We start from the raw sequence: 21438 nt of genomic DNA, 5'->3' as shown, positions 1-21438 counted from the left end.
GACTCGATAAAAGTACGTATTTATTAGTTTATAAGCGATAGCCAATCCTGCTTAACTACTTGCCAATTAAAGTTAGTTGCTTTTTCTCGACCATTTTGGATTAGATTTTTAGCTAACTCACTATTAGACAATAAATCAGTAATTGCATTTACAAAAACTTCAGCATTATTAGGAGGCACTAAAACACCCGTTTTATAGTCTTCTATAAGATATGGGATTCCGCCAACATTGGTAGAAATGATGGGCAAACCTAATGCAGATGCTTCAATTAGGCTCACAGGAGTATTATCAAAATTAGTTGTATTTATAAAAATATCGTGTGCTTTAGAAAGGGAAATCCACTCCAATCGTTCTATTTTCCCCGTAAACTTGATAGGTAAATTATATTTTTCAGCTTCTAATGCGCATTTTTCAAGGGAGCCGTCTTTGTCTGGCCCCACCATTGTCAAGGTTGCCCTTATTCCTTTTTCATGAAGCTTTTTAACTACCTCAACCGCCAACATTGGATTGTACAATTCTGCAAATGAACGTACCCATAGTAATCGTGGTTGCAACTCTTTCCGAAGAAAAAAAGGATAGTCGTCCAACGGAATAGAATTAGGAATATACTGTACATTTTGAAATCCTTTTGCCTTAAAAATCTCTAATAAGTAATGAGATGGAGAAATATTCACTTTAGCATTTCTAAATAGTTTTTCTGAAAGTTTCGAATGTGTCTCTAACCGGCTAGGTAGATTTCCACCGTGTAAAATAGGAACATACGGTAGCCTTAAAAGTCGACACACTTTTGAAACAGCCACTGCGTAATAAAAATTTTGAGTGCTGTAGGTATCAATAAACACAACTGAAACTTTTGAGGAATAGCGAATTGTTGCAATTAGCATGTCCAAAAATCGAAGTAGTTTATTACTACATGAAGAAGCTGTATAAACGGTAATCCCTTCTTGTGTTAAGAGTTTACTAAGCGTATCAATAGTGGTTGCCGTCCTCCCTTTGGAAGCTAATTTATTGCCAATATATAGGATAAAGTTATTCAAATTATTGATTAAAAATCCAAAACGATTTCTTCTTTTCCGAAACCATTACCGTCTAAAGAAATAATAAATGAATCATCATTTAAAGGATGAATATCGATATGATGCATTCCATTTTTTGTCCAACCATCTCCATTTGCGCCAACTACAGGATTATTTTCAATGGGAGACTCTTGATAAGTGTTTCTAGTGAGTTCGTCAATATAAAAACCATATACTTGCCTTCCATAACTTCCATAAGCATCTTGTCCAAAGCGAATTGTTTTAGTATTGTATTCAAAAATTCGACCTGCAGGTCTTGTATAATTCCCTTTTTTAACGGGTGACATTGGGTGTTCCGTCCAAGACCCCGTTAATGAATCAGCAAAAAACAAATGTAGTTCTTGATTTTTTTCAGCAAATAAATACCACGTATCATCTCTTTTAATAATCGTCGGATCTGCCAATTTCACATTCGGTATAATTTCTTTTTTCAAGGACCAACTCATCGGAAAATTAGTCGCTTCATACAACCGAACCCCGTTAAGCCCTTTCGATTCAGGAATCATATACATTTTACCTTCTTCTTCAAAAATCATAGGGTATGACAAATGCTTTGGCTCATCTATTGCAACCCCTAGATACTCTAAATCATTATCTTTAGTCACTTTAGCAACACCAATATCGGCTCCTGTACGTCCCATAATTTCAAAAAAGAAATAAAAGACAGAGTCCTTATTTATTAAAAATGGATCTGCTATCAGTAGTTTATCTGTTAGTCCAGCCTTTTTCCGATCTAAAAGCTTCACATTATTAAGATTTAACTCGAAAGGGTCTTCTGTTATAATTATACCTGAAGAATAGTAAGCACCTGTTGTTTTACGAGCAAAGATTGGAATACTTTGTTTTGTTAGGTACAAATAAACAAAATAGGAAAACACCAGTAAGAATACTGCAACTAACACTAAAAAAATCTTTTTTATTATTTTCATTATTATTTTTTCATTTTTCTAAAATCAACAATATTAATCAGTGCTAATCCATAGATAAATGCAGGTGCTGCAATTCGCATGGAAGAGTGGTTAATCGTTAAAAACCAAAATGCAAGAAAAGAATAAAAAAAGAAATTAGTTTTCACATTTCGTCTAAAAGCCAAAGGTGCAAATAGAAGTACTAAAAGGCCCGCAATACCAAAAACCCCATGTTCAGATAACATTCTACTCGTTTCATTATGTGTAGGTAAGTTTATACCTGTTTGCGCTTCTCGGTATTCTTTAGCTTTTCCTACACCAATTCCCAAAATGGGGTTTTCATAAAAAGCGTTCAATTCCGTTTCAATAAGAATTTCTCTCCCAGTAGTTATATCTTCTTTTAATTGCCCTGCTGCATCTTCATTAGAATATCGATTTACAATTAAACCAGAAGTATAAAAAACACTCACCCCCCAAGTAACAGCCAAAACTCCAACAACAATTAAAAGCCTAGGAATTAATTTTGCTTTTTTAGAAGCATCTATCTTCCGATAATAATAAAATAAAAAGAAAAGAATACAAATAATAGCAGTAATAACACCTCCACGGGAGAAAGTCACAATTGCTCTGTAGGTCATCATACCTAACAATCCTAAATCAATAAGATTAACTAGTTTGTTGTTTACCGTTAATAACCTTGTAAATAGTATAAAAATTGCCAATCCTAAAATAGTAGCTACTTGATTAGGCCCAAAACCTCCAGAAGCATCAAAGTTAGAGCCTGTACCGCGTAATGATTCTCGTAAGTCGGGAGTATAAAAATATAAGTATGTCACCATAGTAATTAATGGCAAGAAAATACACATTAATATAGTCTGAAACTTCTGAAAAGACATCTTTCGATCATAACAATACAAGGCACTAATCGCTAAACAAACGGGTCCACTCAGATTAAAGCCAATAGCATTACCTACATTACTTCCATAATTCAAATTGATTGCAGAAAGAACAATTCCTGGGATTAACAAAAAAATGAAAAATATATAAGGCCAGGATTTCCGATGAAACCCTCTATAAAACATTCCTATAAAAAGAAATCCTATTACGGCATATTTGGCAAATTCGTAAGAAATTGACGTACCTGTCATTCGAGATAATACCTCGTAGCCCATAATATAAGCCGCTGCCATAAGCGCCTCATCATTTTTATTATTACCACTTAATAATAAAACTAAAAAAAACAAAATAATGACAGGTAAAATTAACTTTGCAAATCCAGGGATCACATATATTCCTATACCCAATGCAATATGAATAGCGACTAACTGCGTATATTTAATTTTTTTTGACACTTATTGTTTATTTCCTTTATATAGTTCAATTAATTGATCTAAAACCCCTTCAAAAGTGTAAAATTTACAAATATGTTTTGAAAAATTTAATGCATCTTTATTTCTTTTTTCTGGGTCTTCAATATAATTTAAAATAGCCTCAAATAAAGCAGTTGCATTATTATTTGGCACTAATAAACCAAAATCGTTCAACACTTCTTTACATTGCCCAACATCTGTACACACAGCAGGTAAATTTGCCATGCCATATTCTAATAACGCTACAGGAAGTCCTTCAGATTTTGACGCTAATACTCCAAGATCACAAATTTTTAATAAATCTAAAACACCGTTTTGAGAATCATAAAAATAAACGTGGTTCAAATTATTTTCTTCAATAAAAGAAACAAGACTAGTATAATATGCATCTTTATGAATTTCACCCAGCAAATGCAATGACACTTCTTTATGTTTTTCCTGCACCAATTTAAAAGCTGCTAAGAGATTTAAATGGTCTTTCTGAACTCTTATATTTGCTAAACATACAATTCGAAAGTCTTCAGGACCTTTAAGGCTTACCGTCGCTCTTGTAGTATCATTTTTTGATGCAAAATTATTTAAAAAAACTACTTTTTTACACTTCAGATTCTGAATAGCCCATTGTTTTAACTTTTCATTCACCGAAATCACTCCATCAAAATAGTATGAACAAAATTTTAACACTTTATACTTACGTGCCTTTAGCATCTCATTTTCACCATAATGATCGTGCCAAATCAAAATCGTTTTGGGCTTAAAAATTTTCACAATAGTAGCTAAAAAAAAACTGCTAGAATGTGCATGTATAACAGTTATTCCATTATCTGAAACAAACCGTAATATTCTTCTAATAGCAGTAAAGTCGACTTTTCTTCGCTTTTCAAGGAATAAGTATGAAACCTCTGATTGTATTGTTTCTTTTAACAATCCTTCTTCTCGAGTAGCACATAAAAAAGATTCATCAATATGCATCACTAATTCGTTTGCATACTCAACGGCCATTCTTTCAGCCCCACCTGCATTTAAAGAATCAATTAATTGAAGAACCTTCATTTTTGTAGTAATTTAGAAATCTCCGTTTCAAAAAAATCTAATGTATAGTTTTGAGACCACTTTTTCGCTTTTCTACTAAGACTTAATAACGAATTGGAATCCTTCAACAAAGGTACTATATTGCTAATATCTTTATCTATATCAACATCCAATAAAAAACCTCTATTACCTCTATCTAACATCCAAGGTACGCAAGAAATTTTTGGCACCAATGGAATAGCTCCCCAAAACATCGCTTCAGCAACCACTTTAGGCCACCCTTCAGATTTTGAAGGCAATACCATAAAATCTGCTTGTTTGTAGGCTTCTTCTACACTTTCCGAAGTTACATTTCCATGTAAAACTACGACATGGTGCAACGCATGTTTTTCAATATAAATTTCTATTGCATTACGTTCATCACCATCCCCGTAAAAATCTAAACGACACTCAACACCTTTTTCAATAAGGCTTTGCACTATTTGAATTGCATATAATGGTCGTTTTCCTGATGACAAACTCCCTACAAAAATAAATCGAAACGGAGCTGTAAAATTCCGTTCTCTAGGTGGTTCTATTTTACTTGCTGGATAGGTTGCTGTAAAAAAAGATTTAATGTTTTTAGTTTGGTTGGGCCATTCGCCATACACTAAAACTTGCATGTTTTTAGTCAGAAATGTGTTTGATAAGATCCACTTCTGAAAGCGATAACTTAATGGTTGTTTTGAGGCTGGATTCCAATTTCCTGCATATTTTGCCGTTTTCTTTTTCTTCGGAAACAGGATTTGAACCAAGCAACCCAGCAACCCTATATTCCCTGGACATCTTAAATGAATGTGATCGGCTTTTTTCATTTCTTGAAATAGTACAACTAACGTCATCGGAATAGAAAATAAAGAACGTAGTGCTCCTTTAAAAGTGCCAAATGTAAGCTCCGAAATACTACGAACTCGTATATCTTTCCGTAGAAAAGAAGTCGTTAATAGTTTTTTTGAATATTGGGTTGGCGATACAATAGTAACTTCAGAAACTTTAGAAAACCACAAATCCATTTCTCGAACGTAAGGCGCATACGAAGCATACGAATCTTCTTGTTTAAGAGTGGGCGCTAATGTAACTACCAAGAATTTCACTAAATATAGTCGTTTGAATCGTTTGAACTCACTTGCTCTGCAGGCACACCCACTACTGTTGTTCCTGCCGCCACATTAGAAATCACTAACGAATTTGCTCCTATTACCGCTCCATTACCCACAGCAATCGAACCGGCAATAGTTGCGTTGGCGCCCATATACACATTATCCCCAATCACAGGTACACCTCGTTTCTCTCCTCGACCACTCACCCCAATAGTAACTCCTTGTGAAATGTTGCAATTAGATCCAATAACACTTTTTGAGTTAATAATTATATTTCCGAAATGACCGATGTAAAAAGAATGACCAATGCTTGCCGAATACGGAATCGAAATACCTGTTACAATTTCAATCCACTTTTGATGCAACACACCAAAAAGTAAAATTAAAGATTTTATAATTTTAGGTAATTTCCCTGTGTAAACAGCATTATAAAAACGATATACAAATAGCGCCCAAAGTCCTTGTTGTGTGAAAAACAAAACGATGCTGCTTTTACCAGAATACTTTTTATATTTTTTTAAATCAAGTGAAAACCCGAACATTGGTTTATAGGTTTTGGGTACTGTTACTAGACTGCTAAACTACTATATTTATACCTACTAAAAAATGAATCCATAGATTAGCAGCAACAAAATTAATCTTCTTGAATATTGGGTTTGTTTAAAAAAAGTGAAAACCAACCCGCTGTTCTCCCTAGTGCTTCTGTAAATGCTTCTTTTCTTTTTGAAGTAGTAATAACATTTCCATAACGAATCAAAGTTAATACAAACGACGTAGCATTCCACTTTAAACGCGCTTTAAGTGACGGATAGGGATGTTTTACACGCCACACATACCAACCATTCCGAACCACCATTTTACCATATAAATATTGATTAGGACGTCCCGACGCTTCATGGTAATGGTACAATTGTGCTGCCGTATTTAAATACAAAGCTCCTTTCTTTGAAAGCCGTAAGGTATAATCGGCATCTTCATACAAGCCATACCCTTCAAAGTATTCTGAAAACTTCTGACTATCGAGAACACGTTTGGGGTACGATGCCACACCGCCCATTAATTGTTCTACTTGGTACGTTTTTCCTGAAGGTGGCAAAAACCCAACACTTCTTCCGTGTGAAAAATTAGGCATATACCCTGGCGGTACATCTGCATCGAGTCCTAGTTTTTTCCGAAGTACAAATCGTGAACCGTCGCTACGCACCCAGTTATCCCATGAAAATTGCGAAATATTTGGTGTTTCATTTTCTTCTAAAGGGCGCCAAGGGGTTTCATTAATAATATATCCACCAACGCCTATTGCTTCAGGATATAGGGCGTATGTGCTTAATAAAGTTTTAAAATAAGACGGAGTTAGCACAATATCGTCGTCTAAAAAACATACAATTTCTATAGCTTCGGAAACTTTAGTAATTCCGTAGTTGCGTTGTTTTGTAAGTCCTCTATCTTTTTCAGAAACTTTAAAATAGTGAAGATTTTTAAAGATACTCTCTTCTAAAATCGCAGTCGTTTTATCGTTTGTAGAACCATCAACAATAATTACCTCATCAGGATATTTTTCCTGAAGCGCCACAGATTCTAATAATGTCACCAACGCTTTTGGACGCTGATACGTGCAGACTATTAATGCAAATTTCATAAACTATCTAACTTTTTAGACCAATGAATGCTTGTATTCCAATAAGACTGCATTTTTTTAAAATACGCTATCGGGTTCTTGGTGTTCTGTTTTCTGTAATATCTAATAAAAAACAACAGCTTATAACCTTTCAATTGTCTTTCGGTAGTATGTTTTCTTCGAAATAACATAATTGTTGGTGACGGTTTCGGAATTTCATTGGCAACTTGCCAAGGCTTCTCAATGGGCTTTCGAAATCCACCTACAGGTGCTTTTAAATGTGTTAAATTAACGCTCGGATTGTATAGCACATCACAGCCTTTATTTCGAAGTTGCATTCCGTAGTCCATATCTTCGCCATATCCATGTTCAAACGATAAATTATACATGGTTTCTGTTACAAAACTAAGAGAGACAATACTACAGCCCGAACCAAAAGTACGCCATTGCGAAACAAAGTTCTGTCTGGGTTTTTCATTTTTCTGCAAACAACTTAAAGTAACAGCACTGCATTGATATGTTTCTAAAAATTGAAGAGCTTCTTCCAATACAGTATTCGAAAACCGAATGTCATCATCTGCCATAAAAACCCAAGACGCAGTAGTTTCTTGTATCGCTATATTTCGCGCATTACAAGCACCCGTTTGATGAATAAACTTATGAATGATAGTAAAAGGCCACGTTTCATTTTTTAAATAATCAAGTTCAGTTTGCGATGCTTCTTCTGGATTTTGCTCCACGATGATTACTTTGGAGGGCACAATAGTTTGTTTAGATAAATCTTTTAGCACATCATACAAAAAAAGTTTCCTTCCCATGGTTGGGATAATCACATCAATAGTTTTAGAAATCGTTTTACGTTCTTTGGGCGCAAGAAGAATCGTTTTAAAATCTATTGTTTCGGAAGTTATTTTTTTACTGAAAAATCCGCGAAGGAATGAAAACAATGGTATTTTTTTTTCAAACAACAGAATATTTGCCAATGCTAAAAACATCCAACGTGTTTTATAATGCTGATGTACAAACTTAAAAAATATTGTTTTGGAAGCCTTTTTCACTTCTGAAGTTTCTGTTTTTCCAGATAAAAATCTTGGTTCTGAATAACACAACAACCCTTTTTGCTGACAAATCTTTGCAATAGAATTTAAGAAATAATCGAAATCAGTAGCGTTGAAACGGGAACTATTAATTGTATTTAAAACGGATGAATGCATTCCTCCAACATCGCTACTCATACACCAAGTTGGATAGGTAACATTGTATTTAACTTGTAAAAATGGTGAATCTTCAACATATCCAATCTGTCCAGGCAAAAAACTTTTTTGAGCTACGGAATAAGATGCCATTTGTAATGAATGCTGAAAAATTTCAGGAATAGCTTCAACCACTAACTTTTCAAAATAAGCCTCATTACACCAAACAAGTAATTGATCTGTATAGGTTTCAGCAAGCGTAAACAATATTTCCCCTATACTACCATTAAAATTCAATTCTATAGTGTTGCCTTTTTCATCAACAACTCTAACCACTTTTGTATGTTGGTGTACAACTATAATCATTTCACAAATTGCGTATAGTAGTCAATATTCTGTTTCACGATAATTTCCGAAGAAAAATTTGAAACAATTCGTTTTCTTGCGTTTTTACCAAACCGTTCTGCTTTTTCTGGATTTGAAAGCAATTCTCCCATCGCATCTGCTAAACCTTGATGATTATCGGGATCTATCATAAGTCCTGTTTCATTATCAATCATAAGTTCGTTGGCCCAACCAATATTGGAGGTAACCATCGCTTTTTCCATTGCCATTGCTTCCAACCACGTCATTGGAAAAGCTTCTGCCCTACTTGGCAGTACCAATACTTCTGCTTTGGCTATTTGCTGCACGACCTCTTCATAAGGCATGTGCGCTAAATGAGTTACACGCTTTTTAGCACTATCATCTAAACACTTGTAAAAAAGTTCTAGAGTAGGTTTCTTTTCAAAAACATCTACCACATTTGCCCCAATCAACGTTAGACTTGCATCAGGATTTTTAACTTGAAGCAATTGAAAAGCTTTCGCCAAATCTAATACGCCTTTTTTTCGAATAATGCTTCCGAAGTAGAGAATTGAATTGGGTTGCTTCGGAAGTTGCAATGGTTTAAATTTTTCAACATCAATTCCATTATACAATGTTATTATTGATGTAGAAAGCTGGAATATTTCTTTAGTTTTTTCCGCAGTAAAAGTACTCACAGAAATAACCGCCTCTGCACTTTTTAAGGCTTTAGATTCGAACCAGAAATTCTTCTTCTTTTGAGGACGTCCTTCTAAGTTACAGAAATAAGCATCGGTTCCGTGCAATCGAATTACCAGAGGCATTTTCAGCTTCATAAAAGCTGTTATTCCTGTCCAATCAGCCGCTTCTAAGACATCTATAGTATGTACAGCATGTGTATTATTGATGTAGCGAGCAATGTGTTTTCGGTACAAATACCATCCTAAAAATTTATACTGAATCTTTTTAATGAGGTGGAATGTAATTCCGTTTTCTTCAAAAACAGCATCTTCTTTTTGGTCGTAAATAAAAAGTGAAACTCCAATTTTATTCGCAACTAAACTTTCGGCTAGGTTTTTAATACTAGTTCCTATTCCAGCAGCACGTTGTACTCTAGGATGTGGATACTCTTGTGTTAAAAACGCGATATTCATGTGCTAGTTATTAAAGGGATACCCTTTTTAAATTAATTCTATAATGGTGTTCCAGATTCTTTTTGAAGCCTCTTGCGGCGGATGTAAATTAATAACCTCAAACCATTTTTTTGCTTCAATCACTGTTTTAGCAGGAGCTTTCAACATGGCTAATAAATCTTCTGCTATTGTTTCGGGATCTGAAAACCAAACAACAGCCTCTCTGGCTGGCATTGACCTAAAATGTACAAAATTATATACATACACCCCCTTTTCAGGTTGTTGTGAACTATTTAAATAATTATAATTTATAAATGCACACGGTTTTTTATGTGCTGCATAATCGAAAACCATAGACGATCCTAAATTTACAACTGCGACGGAATGCGCAATAATATTTGTTTGCAATTTCAAATCTGCTTTGGTTGGTAAAATGGTATTCCACATTTCTCCCATTTTCTCCCAAGCTGGCGCAATAGGAACTATAACATCATTATAGGTTTCTATAACTTCATCGTAACGATCTGAAAAATCTACGGGACAACGTCGAAAAATAACCCCCATGTTATGCCCGTCTTTATTCAGTTTTCTTACTGCTTTCGCTACATCACGTAGATACAATTGATCGGTTTGCGAAGTAGTTACATCATCACCACTAAAGCAAATATATTCTCTAGTGAGATTTAATCTATGCTTCGTAAAAAAAGTATCCTTGGTCTCAAGTAATTCGTCTGTAAAATGATTTTCAAATTGAGGTGTTCCTGTAATCAAAACCTGCTCAGAACTCACATACTTTTGGTAATGTAACAACTCTCTTTTCATGTGTTCACTCCATACAAAATAATAATCGGTAGTAACCACTGTAGTCGCTTTTGGCAAATTGTCCCAAGAAAAAATAAATGAAGCAGTAGGAATCTTTAATTCTTGTGCTGCTGCTAATGGTGCAATGGCAATAACAGACCTTTGACTCGTACAGAACACAAAATCTGGTTTCTCTTTTTTAAGGACTTCCAAACAATTCTTGTAATACTCAGACTTTCGTTCTGAAGCAATAATTCTATGACGAATTTTTTCTAACCCACTTTCTGAAGCATACCGTTTTGTATACCATTTTATGAATAAACTTTTGGCTGTAGCTTTTAATGATTTAAAAGAAAGTGGAAATATGTATGATTGATAAACTGAATCTTTATCCCTTTTTGAATATAATTTAAGTTCTATTTGTATTCTAGCTGATTTTAAAAGATCAGTTATTGGACGCGGTTTTGGGTTTTCAATTTTAATCTCATTATAGCCTATTTCTTGTAAATTAAAAGGAGTTGCATTCCAGAAAACAATATCGAAATCTTTTTCAATTCCCAATTTGTAAAATGAAGTATATGCAAAATTACGGAGACTTACTCCGTCGGGCATTAATACTAAAACCTTTTTATTCATACAACTTACTTGTAATTAGCACACAAAAAAACTTCTTATTAAACCTTATCCTTTATATAATAGACTAGTATTAATCCATTGCCAAATATGGAAACTACTATCCCTATCACCTTCAAAATAGGCTTTTAATTCATTTTGAAGTTTTTCAGTATTAAACCATTTGTTCTTTGACAAACTATTAATTTCTTGTTGAACCCAATCCTTCAAATCGTCACCCAACCATTCTCTTTGGGGGGTTTGAAGTGGTCGTTTCGGTGCAAATCTAATAGAATCACTTAATAATTCGGATACTAAACATCGTAACAAATACTTCTGTTCGTTATTTTTAATTTTATATTTTAAAGGTTGCGCAAAAGCTAACTCGACCAAACGATAATCTAAAAAAGGTTCTCGAAGCTCCGTACTCGAAGCCATAGAAACACGATCATTAAATCGTAATGCTCTCGGAATTTTAGTATAAAACAAATCCCTGTATTGCAAATTTAACACAGCATCATCAAAAGGTGTTGGATATATTGGTTTTACAGCTTTATTTAAAAAGTCAGACTCTAAAACATCTTTTCTAAAAGGAGATTTTTTCACTCCTTGAATTACACTATCATTCTTTTTTACATAATAATCGTACCCTGCCCATTGCTCATCCATTCCTTGCCCATCCAGCAATACCAAAACACCATCTTTTCGCGCTTGCTTAAATATTTCTCCGTAAGCAACCGTTGGCACACCTCCATAAGGCTCATCTTGAAAACTTGACATTGATTCACTTAATGACTTAACATCAGCAACGTTGAGTTTTATTTTATGAAGTGGATTCTTCGTGTTTTCAATTAACCCTTCTACCCAAGGTAATTCATCATAATTTTCATCTCCAGTATAAAATGTGTAGGCATTAATATTTTCGCCATTTTCAGTTTCAGCAACCATTGCAAGTAAAGTAGAGCTATCTAAACCACCACTAACATTAAATCCAATAGGAACATCGGCTCTAAAACGTAATTTAATACTATCGGCTAATAAGTCTTTATAAACTGCTTGTACTTCTTCAAAGCTTCTGTCAACTTTATGTTTTTTAACCTCTTCTTCAAAAACATACCATTTCTTAATTGTAAGCTCACCTTCTTTAAACTCAAAAAAGTGTCCGCCAGGTAGTTGTTCAATTCCTTCCCAAAAAGTTTCATTAGGCATACCATAACTTCCGAAGGCAAAATAACTAGCCCAAACCTTTTCATTAGCTTTTTTAGGAATGGCTGCGGAAAAAAGTGTTTTTATTTCTGAAGCAAAGTAAAATGAAGAATCTTGAATCGAATAGTAAAAAGGCTTTACTCCAAAACGATCTCTCGCTCCAAATAGCTTTTTCTCTACTGTATCCCAAATTGCAAAAGAAAACATCCCGTTGCATTTTGACAAACATTCGCTACCCCATTGTAAATAAGCCGCAAGTAAGACTTCTGTATCTGATGTGGTCGTAAATTTATAATTGGGTTCTAGTTCTTTTTTCAGTTCGAGATAATTATATATTTCTCCATTAAAAACTAAAATATATTGTTTGTCTATTGAATAAAAGGGCTGATTCGCTTCTGCCGACAAATCAATGATTGAAAGTCGGTTATGCCCTAATACCGCATCGATTTCAATACACTTCCCTGTATTGTCGGGACCACGATGCTTTTGCCTAGCAAGCATTGTATTTAAAGTCTTTTCTGAAGCACTCTCACCTATAATCCCCGCAATTCCACACATTTCTATTTAAGTTTTTGAGCTATTACAACCGCTTTCTCCCAATCGTCCATCGTATCAATATTTACGTGGTATTCTGGGTTAGATTCAATGTAACTAATTAAATTTCCGTAGAGCGAATTATCTTCTAAAATTACGTTGCTTTTGGTGATATAAATTGATCCGTCGCGATAATACGCTGGCGGAAGTTCTTGTCGTCTTTTAATAATTTCAGATTCGCCAGTGGCTAATTGAAGGGTTCCTTTTTCTGAAACTTCAAAGGTCCAATGTGGATTAAATTCGTGAGGCACTTGTAATACTGAAAGTAAGGAATCTGCATGAGAGCTTTTAAATTTTGAAACCGCTGTATCAATAAATTGCGCCGTTCTGAATGGATTTGTCACTTGAAGCAAACAAACTGCATCATACTCTTTGCCCGCTTCTGCCAAGGTTTTAAGCGCATGTTGCACAACTCCTAGCGAACTTGAGGAATCTTCAGAAAGGTGCATCGGACGCTCAAAAGGAACGTCGACTCCCAATGATTTTGCAAGTTGCATCAGCGTAGCGTCTTCCGAAGAAAAAATAACCCGATCTAATTGTGTAGCCCCTAAAGCCGCTTCAATCGTGTATTGTAACAAGGGCTTACCATGAAGCTCTTTACGGTTCTTATTCGGTATTCCCTTACTCCCGCCACGTGCTGGTATGAGTCCTAAAATTTTCATTAATAAGTAATGGTTTTATGAAAACGCAGTTCGATGGTTGCGAGAATATTTGCAATTTTTTTACCACTATTTCCATTTCCGTAGATGGTGCTTTTTGTGTTTTTTGGATGTTCGAGTTGCGATTCAATTGCCGCTTTAATCGCATCTTCTTCATACAGCACATCAATAATATTTTCACCTCGTAAGCGTCTATTTTGTCGGGTTCCAATATTTACCACAGGCACTCCTAAAAAGGAACATTCTCGTATTCCAACACTACTATTTCCGACCAAACATTTGCTATTTACAAGTAGCTTCAAAAAATCGAAAGGCTCCATATTTTTAAAGAAATGAATGTTTTTCGGATTGTTATTTTCACGATACGAACGGATTCCGTTGGAAGTTCCATCGGCTCCAGAATCTACATTGGGCCAAAACCAATAGGCAGGAATCCCCAAGTCGTCTACTACTTTTAGGGTTTTTAAAACATCTTGCTTGGCTTCACTATATTCAGTGGTTACAGGATGCTGCATTACCACAATATAGCCTTCAGTAGAAGATAATTTTCCACCAACACCACCATATTTTTCAATAGGATCAAAATCTAAAGCAGGTGCTTTTAAAACTTCCGCAGCAATATCGATAGAAGGGCAACCTGTATTGTACACATAGGCTTCATCTTCGCCCATTTTAACCACACGATTTTTAGCATCTTCCGAAGTAACAAAATGAATATCGGCCAATTTGGTATTGGCGTGACGTACTTTTTCGTCAATGTTTCCAGTTACTTCACCCCCTTGCAAATGCACCAAAGGTATGTTTTGATAGGCCGCAGCAATAGAAGTCGCAATGGTTTCGAAACGATCAGCAATGGTAAGCACTGCATCTGGCTCTAAATTATAAAACACGTTGGCAAGTTCCATGACACCAAGTCCGGTGGTTTTAGCCATTGCCGTTTTATTTTCGCCCTCCAAAACCATAAAAACCTTCTCGTTAATCGTAAAACCATCTTTTTCGATAAAATTTACAGCGTTTCCGTAACGGTCTAATAATGCCGACCCAGCAACCACTAATTGTAATTCTAAATCGGGATGATCTTTAATCGCTTGTAATGCCGTTTTCACCCTACTGTAAGAAGGTCTTGCGGTAATTACAACACATATTTTACGTTTTTCACTCATACTCGTTAATTGCGTCTTCAGTTAAAAAATCCCACTGATTCAGATCTTTTATGATTGGTTGTCCTATAATTTTCTCGAAGTGAATGGCATCAATACCATACCCTTTTGGTTTTTTGGCCTCTAAATCGTCAAAGCTAAGAATATGTCCTTTTTTAAGGGTTTTGTTTACCGCTAATGACTTTTCAAAAATTTGTTTTAATTCTGAAAAGGCGGAATTATCTTTTTTATTTACAGGATGCTGCAACGCTTCTGAAATAGCAGAAACACCTTCAACTAACTGTTTTGTTTCCTCTATGGTTAAGGAAGAAGTAACATCGGGTCCAAATTGATTTCGGTCTAAAACCACATGAAATTCTATTATTTGAGCACCTAATGCGACCGCTGCAATCCCTGTTGATACTTTTGCTGAATGGTCTGAAAACCCTACAGGAACATCATAACGTTCTTTTAATTCAGCAAGAACGTTCAATCCGAAGTTTTCAGGCTGGGTTGGATAGCTTGTAGTACATTGCAAAATTGAAAAGTGAGCGTTGTGCTCCTTCAGAAAAGCAACAGTACGGTCTAATTCATCGTACGAACTCATTCCGCTAGAAATAATGATAGTTTTTTTAGTATCTATTATTTTCTTCAGCAATAAAAAATTATTAACCTCACCACTACCTACTTTGTATTGTTCAACACCCGCTTTCTCTAAAATATCGACTGCTGCATTGCTAAAAGGACTGCTCATAAATTGAAGCCCTACGCGTTTGGTATGTGCTCCAATTTCAATCCATTCGGCTTGTGTAAACTCCATGCGCTTCCAATAATCAAAACGTGTTTTATCGTCCGAAAACTTGACACGAAAAGGTTCGTGAATGCTACTTTCGGCATTTGCGATGTGGGTTTGAAACTTAATAGCATTAACCCCTGTTGAAGCCACCGCGTCGATATATTTGTGCAGTAGTTCTAAGCTTCCGTTGTGTGCTTGACCTATTTCGGCTATTGTTGTAATCAATTAATTGGGTTTTATATTCAAATGTACTGTTTTAAAGCAAGTTTAGAAAGGAGAAACCTTAAGTAAACCGTCTTGTAATTCTTTTATTTTTAAAGCATCCGGTAGTGTTGGATAGGTTGTAAACAACGCAGCTATTTCAGCTTCAGACAAGGCCGTATTAGACACTTTCGGAGCATAACTCTCCAAGCCTACTGATTCAAAATAATCTTGATATTTGATTCCGTCGCCAAATAGGGAGTCCGAAAATGGAACCCAAACCGCCGGAATTTGATACGCATGCGACACAATAACGCCATGCAAAGAAGATGAAACAATGCGTTCACATTGTAAAATTGAATCGGTTGTCGCTTCAATATCATTGGTCATTAAATCTATAACGAGTACATTTTTATGAGAAGCATATAGTTGGGTGGCTAGCTCAAAATCTTTGTAATGCGGAATTATTCCAATCGCGTATTTTTTATCAACTTTTGGATGGTAATACTTTGGAAGCAACAAAGCAGGATCGCCATACACTTCAGGAACTGAATATCCTAAATTTTGAAGTACTTCGCGTGTTTTCGGACCGCGAACTGCTAGAAAGGTGGCTTTTTTAACTTGCGAATCTTTCGAAATAACGCCACTTCCCCACACCACACAATTGGTAGTAACCTGTGCTAAAATACTTCCGATGGTCACATAAATGGGTGAAAATAAATTTTTAAAACTTCGTTTTTTAGGATGCGTCCAAACAACAGAACTTCCCGATATTTTCTCGACCAAATACTTTCCGAGTAGATCCCCATAATTCTCTTTGGATTTACCCATTAGCTGTATTTCGTTCCACCAGAAAAGTCGGATTGTTTTTTGCTTCATACCGTGTTTACTATAATTAGTCCTGTTTGTTTATTGAATTCTCTGTTTTTGCAATGGTAAGTTGCAAAGTGTTTTCTGCCTCAAACACTTGATAGGTGTACTCGTAGTTTCTATAAAAACTTATGATATGAAGTAACAACATATCGTTTACCTCTTTTAATGTAAGATACGAAGGCACTTTTTTGCCCAATACTGTTTTTGCTTTGTATTTTAAGGACTTCTGAAACGGATCTGCTTTGATATGAAAGCACATTGGTTTTTCGGTTACTTCGGAAAGCTCACAATACAAAAAATGTAGTATTGCTGCTTTAGAATTAGAAATTAGAATTGGATTTTTTGTTTCCTTCTGAAGTTTTTCAAAAGCAACTTCGGAAAGAGGTTCGCCCCAAGTTTCAGAATTTACAATTGTTTTTTTATGAGATATAGCATAATGCAAATGCTGGTGATTTATAGAAACTATATCGCTTATTTGAAGGTTTTTTGTTACTTCTGAAGTTTCTTTGCTTCGGTAACTTTGATGCCATTGATGCAACATTAACACCTCAGCATCGTAAAAATTAACATTATAACCCTTGTTCTGAAGACGAACGTGCATGTCGGTATCTTCGGCGCCCCAAAAATGATAAAACTCATCAAACCCTCTTATTTTTTGCAATGCTTCAACAGGAAACATTGTTAATCCTGTAGCTTCTTCAGAACTAGTAAAACTTACTGTATATTCACTAAAGGGCTTGCTTGTTTTCGTTTCAGCTTCCGTTAAAAAACCAACTTTAAAAAAAGTTGCTGTAGCTGGTTTCTGAAGTGAAATCGCTCTTTCAACAAATTCAGAATGAAATATCATATCCACATCGGCAACAAAACAAAATCCGGAGTCTAAATTTTTAATCACACTATTTAGCGCCTTGCACTTATTCCACGGTTGAAAGTGTGTTGGGTAATAAGAATACTCCGCAAAATCAAACTCATTTATCAACGCCTTTACCTTTTGAGCTGTTTCGGGCTCAGACCCATAATCGACAAACCGAACGGTAAACGTAGTCACTGTTTGGTTTTTTAGAGAGTTTAAGCTTTTTTGAATCCGCTCTACTTCTCGATTGCGATATGGGTAAATTAGGGTGAGCATTTAGTGGTGTTTATATTTATGGTTTGTTTAAAGTATTATTTATGACCTTCCAATGATTCGCTTAATACTTTTTTTGCATTTTTTAAATTTACTTTCAACTTGAAACAACAGACTAGCAAAAAGGTACTTTTTTTTTGAATGCCCATTTTCAACTAATAAGGAATAAATTTCTCTGTTAAAAGGATCTGTTTTGGTGTTATTTATCACACTAATAATGAAGGCTTTTTTTCGTTCAAAATAAGCGTCTAAATTAAAAACACTCTCATAAAGCTCTAATTTACCAAGTAAATCTAAGGTAAGTTGTGTTCTCATACATTTTTCACATTTTGAGCAATTTATTTCAGCATTAGTTGCCATTGCATCTGTGCAAATATCTAAATGGTGATGTGATAGTTCAAATTCGGCAACGAGGCTTGTTTTCTCAATACGATTATACCTTGAAGTGGATGGATAAAAACGCATCGATTCTGTCGCAACCATACTTAAAATCAGAGTATCCCAAGACCCTACAATTTCATTCATTTCAAAAAAATCGAATCGTTTTGCTGCGGAATAATAATACGATTTAAATAGTTTTTGTAAAGTAAGAATACAAGAAACTTGCCTTAAGGTGTGAGTTAATTGAAAATTTAATTTTAATATTTCACTTATATTAGAATCAATTTTAAGAAGAGGTAGATTTATCTTTTTAGAAAAATCAGTAATATTTTTTTGTCTCTTTTCAAAAGTTCGTTGGGCAATCTCCCCTCCAAAATCACCATGAGAACCTGCATTTAAATAAACTAAATACGTCACGTCATAAGAAGTATCTACACCTGTATGAGTTGCTAAAGTAGCTAAAGAATCTACTCCACAAGAAATACCCGTACCACAGCTTCCTTTAATATTTAAATTTTCATCGTTTAATGTTTCAGCTATTACTTTTAAGCTTTTATTCCGACTATCAGATAATACAAAAGCTGGAATAAGATAGTTATTTAAGGTATAAAACAGTCTGGAAGACATATTTCCTTCTACATGTATATCTTCACCTAGTCGTAACGCATGATGTAGCAACCCTATTACAAAAGCATCACAATTTTCAGTAACTAGATAATCTTTATATTCAATTGGGAAAGAATACCAAAGTGTTTGAATAGTATCATTAATAGAAAAATCTGCTTTTAAATAGCATGTTTGATCTTCAATAGATACTCTTGGTGGAAATATGATCATCTATCTTTTATTTTCAATTTTATTATATGCCAAAAGCACTTCGGATTTCACTTTCTCATACTCCAATTTAGTTCGCACAGATGTAAGGTTTTTCATAGAGCCTTTTACCAAATTTTCTTTTTCAAGCACACTTTTCAACACCTGAAAAATGTGTTCTACATTTTCACTATCATTAATAAGCGCTCCATTATCAGTATTAATTATTTCTGCAGTTGCTCCTCCCGGATTAGACTGAATAGGGTATGCACCTGCACAAATTGCTTCTAAAAGCGTATTAGGCATCCCGTCAGATATGTTATTCCCTATATAAATTTTTGCCTGCCCCATAAGTTTCAATAATTGCTCATGCGCTAAATTTTTATGATAAGTGAAATTACCCCAAGTATCAAAATCATTCTTATGAATATAATCTATTACCTCTTGATGCGCACCAAACACTATTATTCTACATTCTTTAAGTTCTCCCTTTAACATTTTCAGAGCCTCCAAGACTTGAATACACCTACCTAATTTCCTTTGATACCCTTTGATTAACAGTACATCTCTATTCTTATAAGGTTTGACATAAGTATCTATTTGTTTTAAATCGTAACCACCACCTCCAGGAAATACTCCTAGAAATGTACCGTTGAACCCCAAAAACCTCACAATCTCACAATCTCGTTTACAATCGGAAAAATAAAAATCAATGTGCGGCAAAACCTTTGTAATCTTTTCCCTTAAATCTGAAAACTCTTTATGAAAAAACAAATCACTACCCCAAGATGAATAGATCCAATTAATGCTTGGATATTTATTCATTACACTAAGTATTGGATATGCTGCTATATGTAATGCAAAGCTATGAACTGCATCTGGCTTAATTTGATTAACTAACTTTTCAAACTCCTTTTCAACATTATTTTCAAATAGGAGATGTAATTTAGGAAGGTGCTTTTTTAGAAAAAAGCGTCCTTTAAAATCCCCAAACTTATAGCGCCAATTAGTGTGTTGCGTCACCCATGCCCATTCACTAATATAACCACCATTTAAAATATCGAACCAATGCACTTCATGCCCACTATTTTCTAGTTGAGAAACCCAACGAATAGTATGAATAGATCGCATTGAAACAATTAAAATTTTCATTAACTGGATTGATTTTGAGTTGACTCTTCAAGTACTTCTTTTAAATATTTAGCCGACAAGTATTGCTGTAAATCGGGGCGATTTAATTTTAAAGATTCTTTATTCTCCATCCATTGGTCATACATTTTGTGAAATGCATTTGCAATTTTATTAATATCATCAAACTCAAAACTATATGGATACTCTGACCCAAATAATCTTTTACACTCACTATAATGGGGTCCGATAAGTAAAATTGGAACATCCGCTTCGACACAATGCGCAAACTTACCTGGAAGAAAAGGACTTATTTCTGATGTGGCTTCTAGTATAATATTTACCGAAGTATTTTGTTGCATAGAGAATACTTGTTCAAATGGAACATAATCTTGGGAAGCATAAATTTGAGGAATTTTCTCTGCTTTTATTTTAAGGTAATTAGAGAATATTGACTTTTTACCTAAAAAAAATAATGCTGCATTTTTCTTTGCAGAAGGACTTTGCTTCAAAAATAATTCGAATGCCTCTACAACTGGTTTAGGATCTCTTAAATCGAGAAGGTTACCTGCATGAAGCACATTAAATTTATTGGAATCGAAATAATCTGGCAAAGTATTTCCACTCACATTTTGACCTGAAAGTTGATGCGGAATTATTAAACTTTTACGTGCTATTTCTACATAATAACTCAACATCCAATCTTTTAATAACTGACTAGGAAATACAATGTACTTTGCTTTAAGTGTTATTTCCCGAAAGAAATTTCTTTTTTTTCTAAAACCATAAGGTACATAATTATAAGGTCTCGGATACAATTGCTGCGGATAGGGATCATGAACATAGGCGTACCATTTTGAATGCCATTTTGGCGATAACAATAACGTTTTATGAGACCTATAACTATTTCCTTTGCTCAAAGTCCAAATCATATCAAAGTCTGTCGGGTTATATTTTGTTACCGCCCTCTTCAAACTATTGGCATCATTAAAGAACCCAAAAGAGAAACCAAACTTACTATCTACCCAAGATCCGACATCAATTTTGAACCATCTGTATAAAAGGCGTTGAATTCTACTTAAAATGAAAAGAATAGTGTCTCTACGTTCTGTAACTTTTATACATTCGATGTCAGTTATCTTAACATCTCTTTGCGTATAATGTAAAGCAATTACCTCATAACCCGATTTTACGAAACTTTGAAGCAATGCAACACGCCCTTTTGTTCCACTACTGTCATTGACATCTAAGGATTCAATCACAACCAGTATTTTTGGCTTAATGTTCATTTTCTT

General features: G+C 34.7%; 19 protein-coding genes. All 19 read right to left on the bottom strand.

Annotated features, from left to right (window positions below):
* Nucleotides 1-23: 23 nt before the first annotated feature.
* Entirely contained in the window at nucleotides 24-1037 is a 1014-nt protein-coding gene (locus tag BLQ00_RS11865) for a glycosyltransferase family 4 protein (protein WP_093144515.1), read from the bottom strand.
* A gap of 8 nt (nucleotides 1038-1045) precedes the next feature.
* Complete coding sequence (locus BLQ00_RS11860; RefSeq protein ID WP_093144514.1) at nucleotides 1046-2005, bottom strand: glucosamine inositolphosphorylceramide transferase family protein; 960 nt, start codon at nucleotides 2003-2005, stop codon at nucleotides 1046-1048.
* Between the two features lie 2 nt (nucleotides 2006-2007).
* Nucleotides 2008-3336 (bottom strand): O-antigen ligase family protein, encoded by a 1329-nt coding sequence (locus BLQ00_RS11855; protein WP_175445441.1) that lies wholly within the window; start codon nucleotides 3334-3336, stop codon nucleotides 2008-2010.
* Nucleotides 3337-4407: a glycosyltransferase family 4 protein gene (locus tag BLQ00_RS11850; RefSeq protein WP_093144513.1), complete on the bottom strand. Its 1071-nt coding sequence runs from the start codon at nucleotides 4405-4407 to the stop codon at nucleotides 3337-3339.
* Nucleotides 4404-5519: a glycosyltransferase family 4 protein gene (locus tag BLQ00_RS11845; RefSeq protein WP_093144512.1), complete on the bottom strand. Its 1116-nt coding sequence runs from the start codon at nucleotides 5517-5519 to the stop codon at nucleotides 4404-4406. Before BLQ00_RS11845 ends, BLQ00_RS11850 begins: the two co-directional genes overlap by 4 nt.
* Entirely contained in the window at nucleotides 5519-6067 is a 549-nt protein-coding gene (locus tag BLQ00_RS11840) for a serine O-acetyltransferase (RefSeq protein WP_093144511.1), read from the bottom strand. Before BLQ00_RS11840 ends, BLQ00_RS11845 begins: the two co-directional genes overlap by 1 nt.
* A 92-nt stretch (nucleotides 6068-6159) precedes the next feature.
* The gene (locus BLQ00_RS11835) at nucleotides 6160-7164 is read right to left on the bottom strand and encodes a glycosyltransferase family 2 protein (RefSeq protein WP_093144510.1); all 1005 of its coding nucleotides are present in this window, start codon (nucleotides 7162-7164) and stop codon (nucleotides 6160-6162) included.
* On the bottom strand, nucleotides 7161-8702 hold the full coding sequence (locus BLQ00_RS11830; RefSeq protein ID WP_093144509.1) for a glycosyltransferase family 2 protein: 1542 nt from the start codon (nucleotides 8700-8702) through the stop codon (nucleotides 7161-7163). The genes BLQ00_RS11835 and BLQ00_RS11830 overlap by 4 nt, the downstream gene beginning before the upstream one ends.
* The gene (locus tag BLQ00_RS11825; RefSeq protein ID WP_093144508.1) at nucleotides 8699-9835 is read right to left on the bottom strand and encodes a glycosyltransferase family 4 protein; all 1137 of its coding nucleotides are present in this window, start codon (nucleotides 9833-9835) and stop codon (nucleotides 8699-8701) included. Before BLQ00_RS11825 ends, BLQ00_RS11830 begins: the two co-directional genes overlap by 4 nt.
* A 27-nt stretch (nucleotides 9836-9862) precedes the next feature.
* On the bottom strand, nucleotides 9863-11251 hold the full coding sequence (locus BLQ00_RS11820) for a UDP-glycosyltransferase (RefSeq protein ID WP_093144507.1): 1389 nt from the start codon (nucleotides 11249-11251) through the stop codon (nucleotides 9863-9865).
* Between the two features lie 45 nt (nucleotides 11252-11296).
* Nucleotides 11297-12991, bottom strand: coding sequence for an asparagine synthase (glutamine-hydrolyzing) (gene asnB / locus BLQ00_RS11815; protein WP_093144506.1), 1695 nt, complete (start codon nucleotides 12989-12991; stop codon nucleotides 11297-11299).
* A 2-nt stretch (nucleotides 12992-12993) separates the two neighbouring features.
* Nucleotides 12994-13689, bottom strand: a complete 696-nt coding sequence (locus BLQ00_RS11810; RefSeq protein ID WP_093144505.1) for an acylneuraminate cytidylyltransferase family protein — start codon at nucleotides 13687-13689, stop codon at nucleotides 12994-12996.
* Nucleotides 13689-14849, bottom strand: coding sequence for a UDP-N-acetylglucosamine 2-epimerase (neuC, locus tag BLQ00_RS11805; RefSeq protein WP_093144504.1), 1161 nt, complete (start codon nucleotides 14847-14849; stop codon nucleotides 13689-13691). The genes BLQ00_RS11810 and neuC overlap by 1 nt, the downstream gene beginning before the upstream one ends.
* Nucleotides 14842-15843, bottom strand: a complete 1002-nt coding sequence (locus BLQ00_RS11800; protein WP_175445448.1) for an N-acetylneuraminate synthase family protein — start codon at nucleotides 15841-15843, stop codon at nucleotides 14842-14844. The genes neuC and BLQ00_RS11800 overlap by 8 nt, the downstream gene beginning before the upstream one ends.
* A 45-nt stretch (nucleotides 15844-15888) precedes the next feature.
* Complete coding sequence (locus BLQ00_RS11795) at nucleotides 15889-16701, bottom strand: polysaccharide pyruvyl transferase family protein (protein ID WP_175445440.1); 813 nt, start codon at nucleotides 16699-16701, stop codon at nucleotides 15889-15891.
* Nucleotides 16702-16717: 16 nt separating this feature from the next.
* Nucleotides 16718-17824, bottom strand: coding sequence for a glycosyltransferase family 2 protein (locus tag BLQ00_RS11790; RefSeq protein WP_093144501.1), 1107 nt, complete (start codon nucleotides 17822-17824; stop codon nucleotides 16718-16720).
* Nucleotides 17825-17863: 39 nt separating this feature from the next.
* Nucleotides 17864-19039: a hypothetical protein gene (locus tag BLQ00_RS11785; protein WP_093144500.1), complete on the bottom strand. Its 1176-nt coding sequence runs from the start codon at nucleotides 19037-19039 to the stop codon at nucleotides 17864-17866.
* On the bottom strand, nucleotides 19040-20167 hold the full coding sequence (locus BLQ00_RS11780) for a glycosyltransferase family 4 protein (RefSeq protein WP_093144499.1): 1128 nt from the start codon (nucleotides 20165-20167) through the stop codon (nucleotides 19040-19042).
* Nucleotides 20167-21405 (bottom strand): glycosyltransferase family protein, encoded by a 1239-nt coding sequence (locus tag BLQ00_RS11775; RefSeq protein ID WP_139149404.1) that lies wholly within the window; start codon nucleotides 21403-21405, stop codon nucleotides 20167-20169. The genes BLQ00_RS11780 and BLQ00_RS11775 overlap by 1 nt, the downstream gene beginning before the upstream one ends.
* Nucleotides 21406-21438: the final 33 nt, after the last annotated feature.

Origin of the sequence: Ulvibacter litoralis (genome assembly GCF_900102055.1) — a bacterium.
In the GTDB taxonomy this organism is placed as follows: Bacteria; Bacteroidota; Bacteroidia; order Flavobacteriales; family Flavobacteriaceae; genus Ulvibacter; species Ulvibacter litoralis.
The sequence above is the reverse complement of the archived record's forward strand: the minus strand, read 5'-3'. Positions and strand labels throughout refer to the sequence as shown.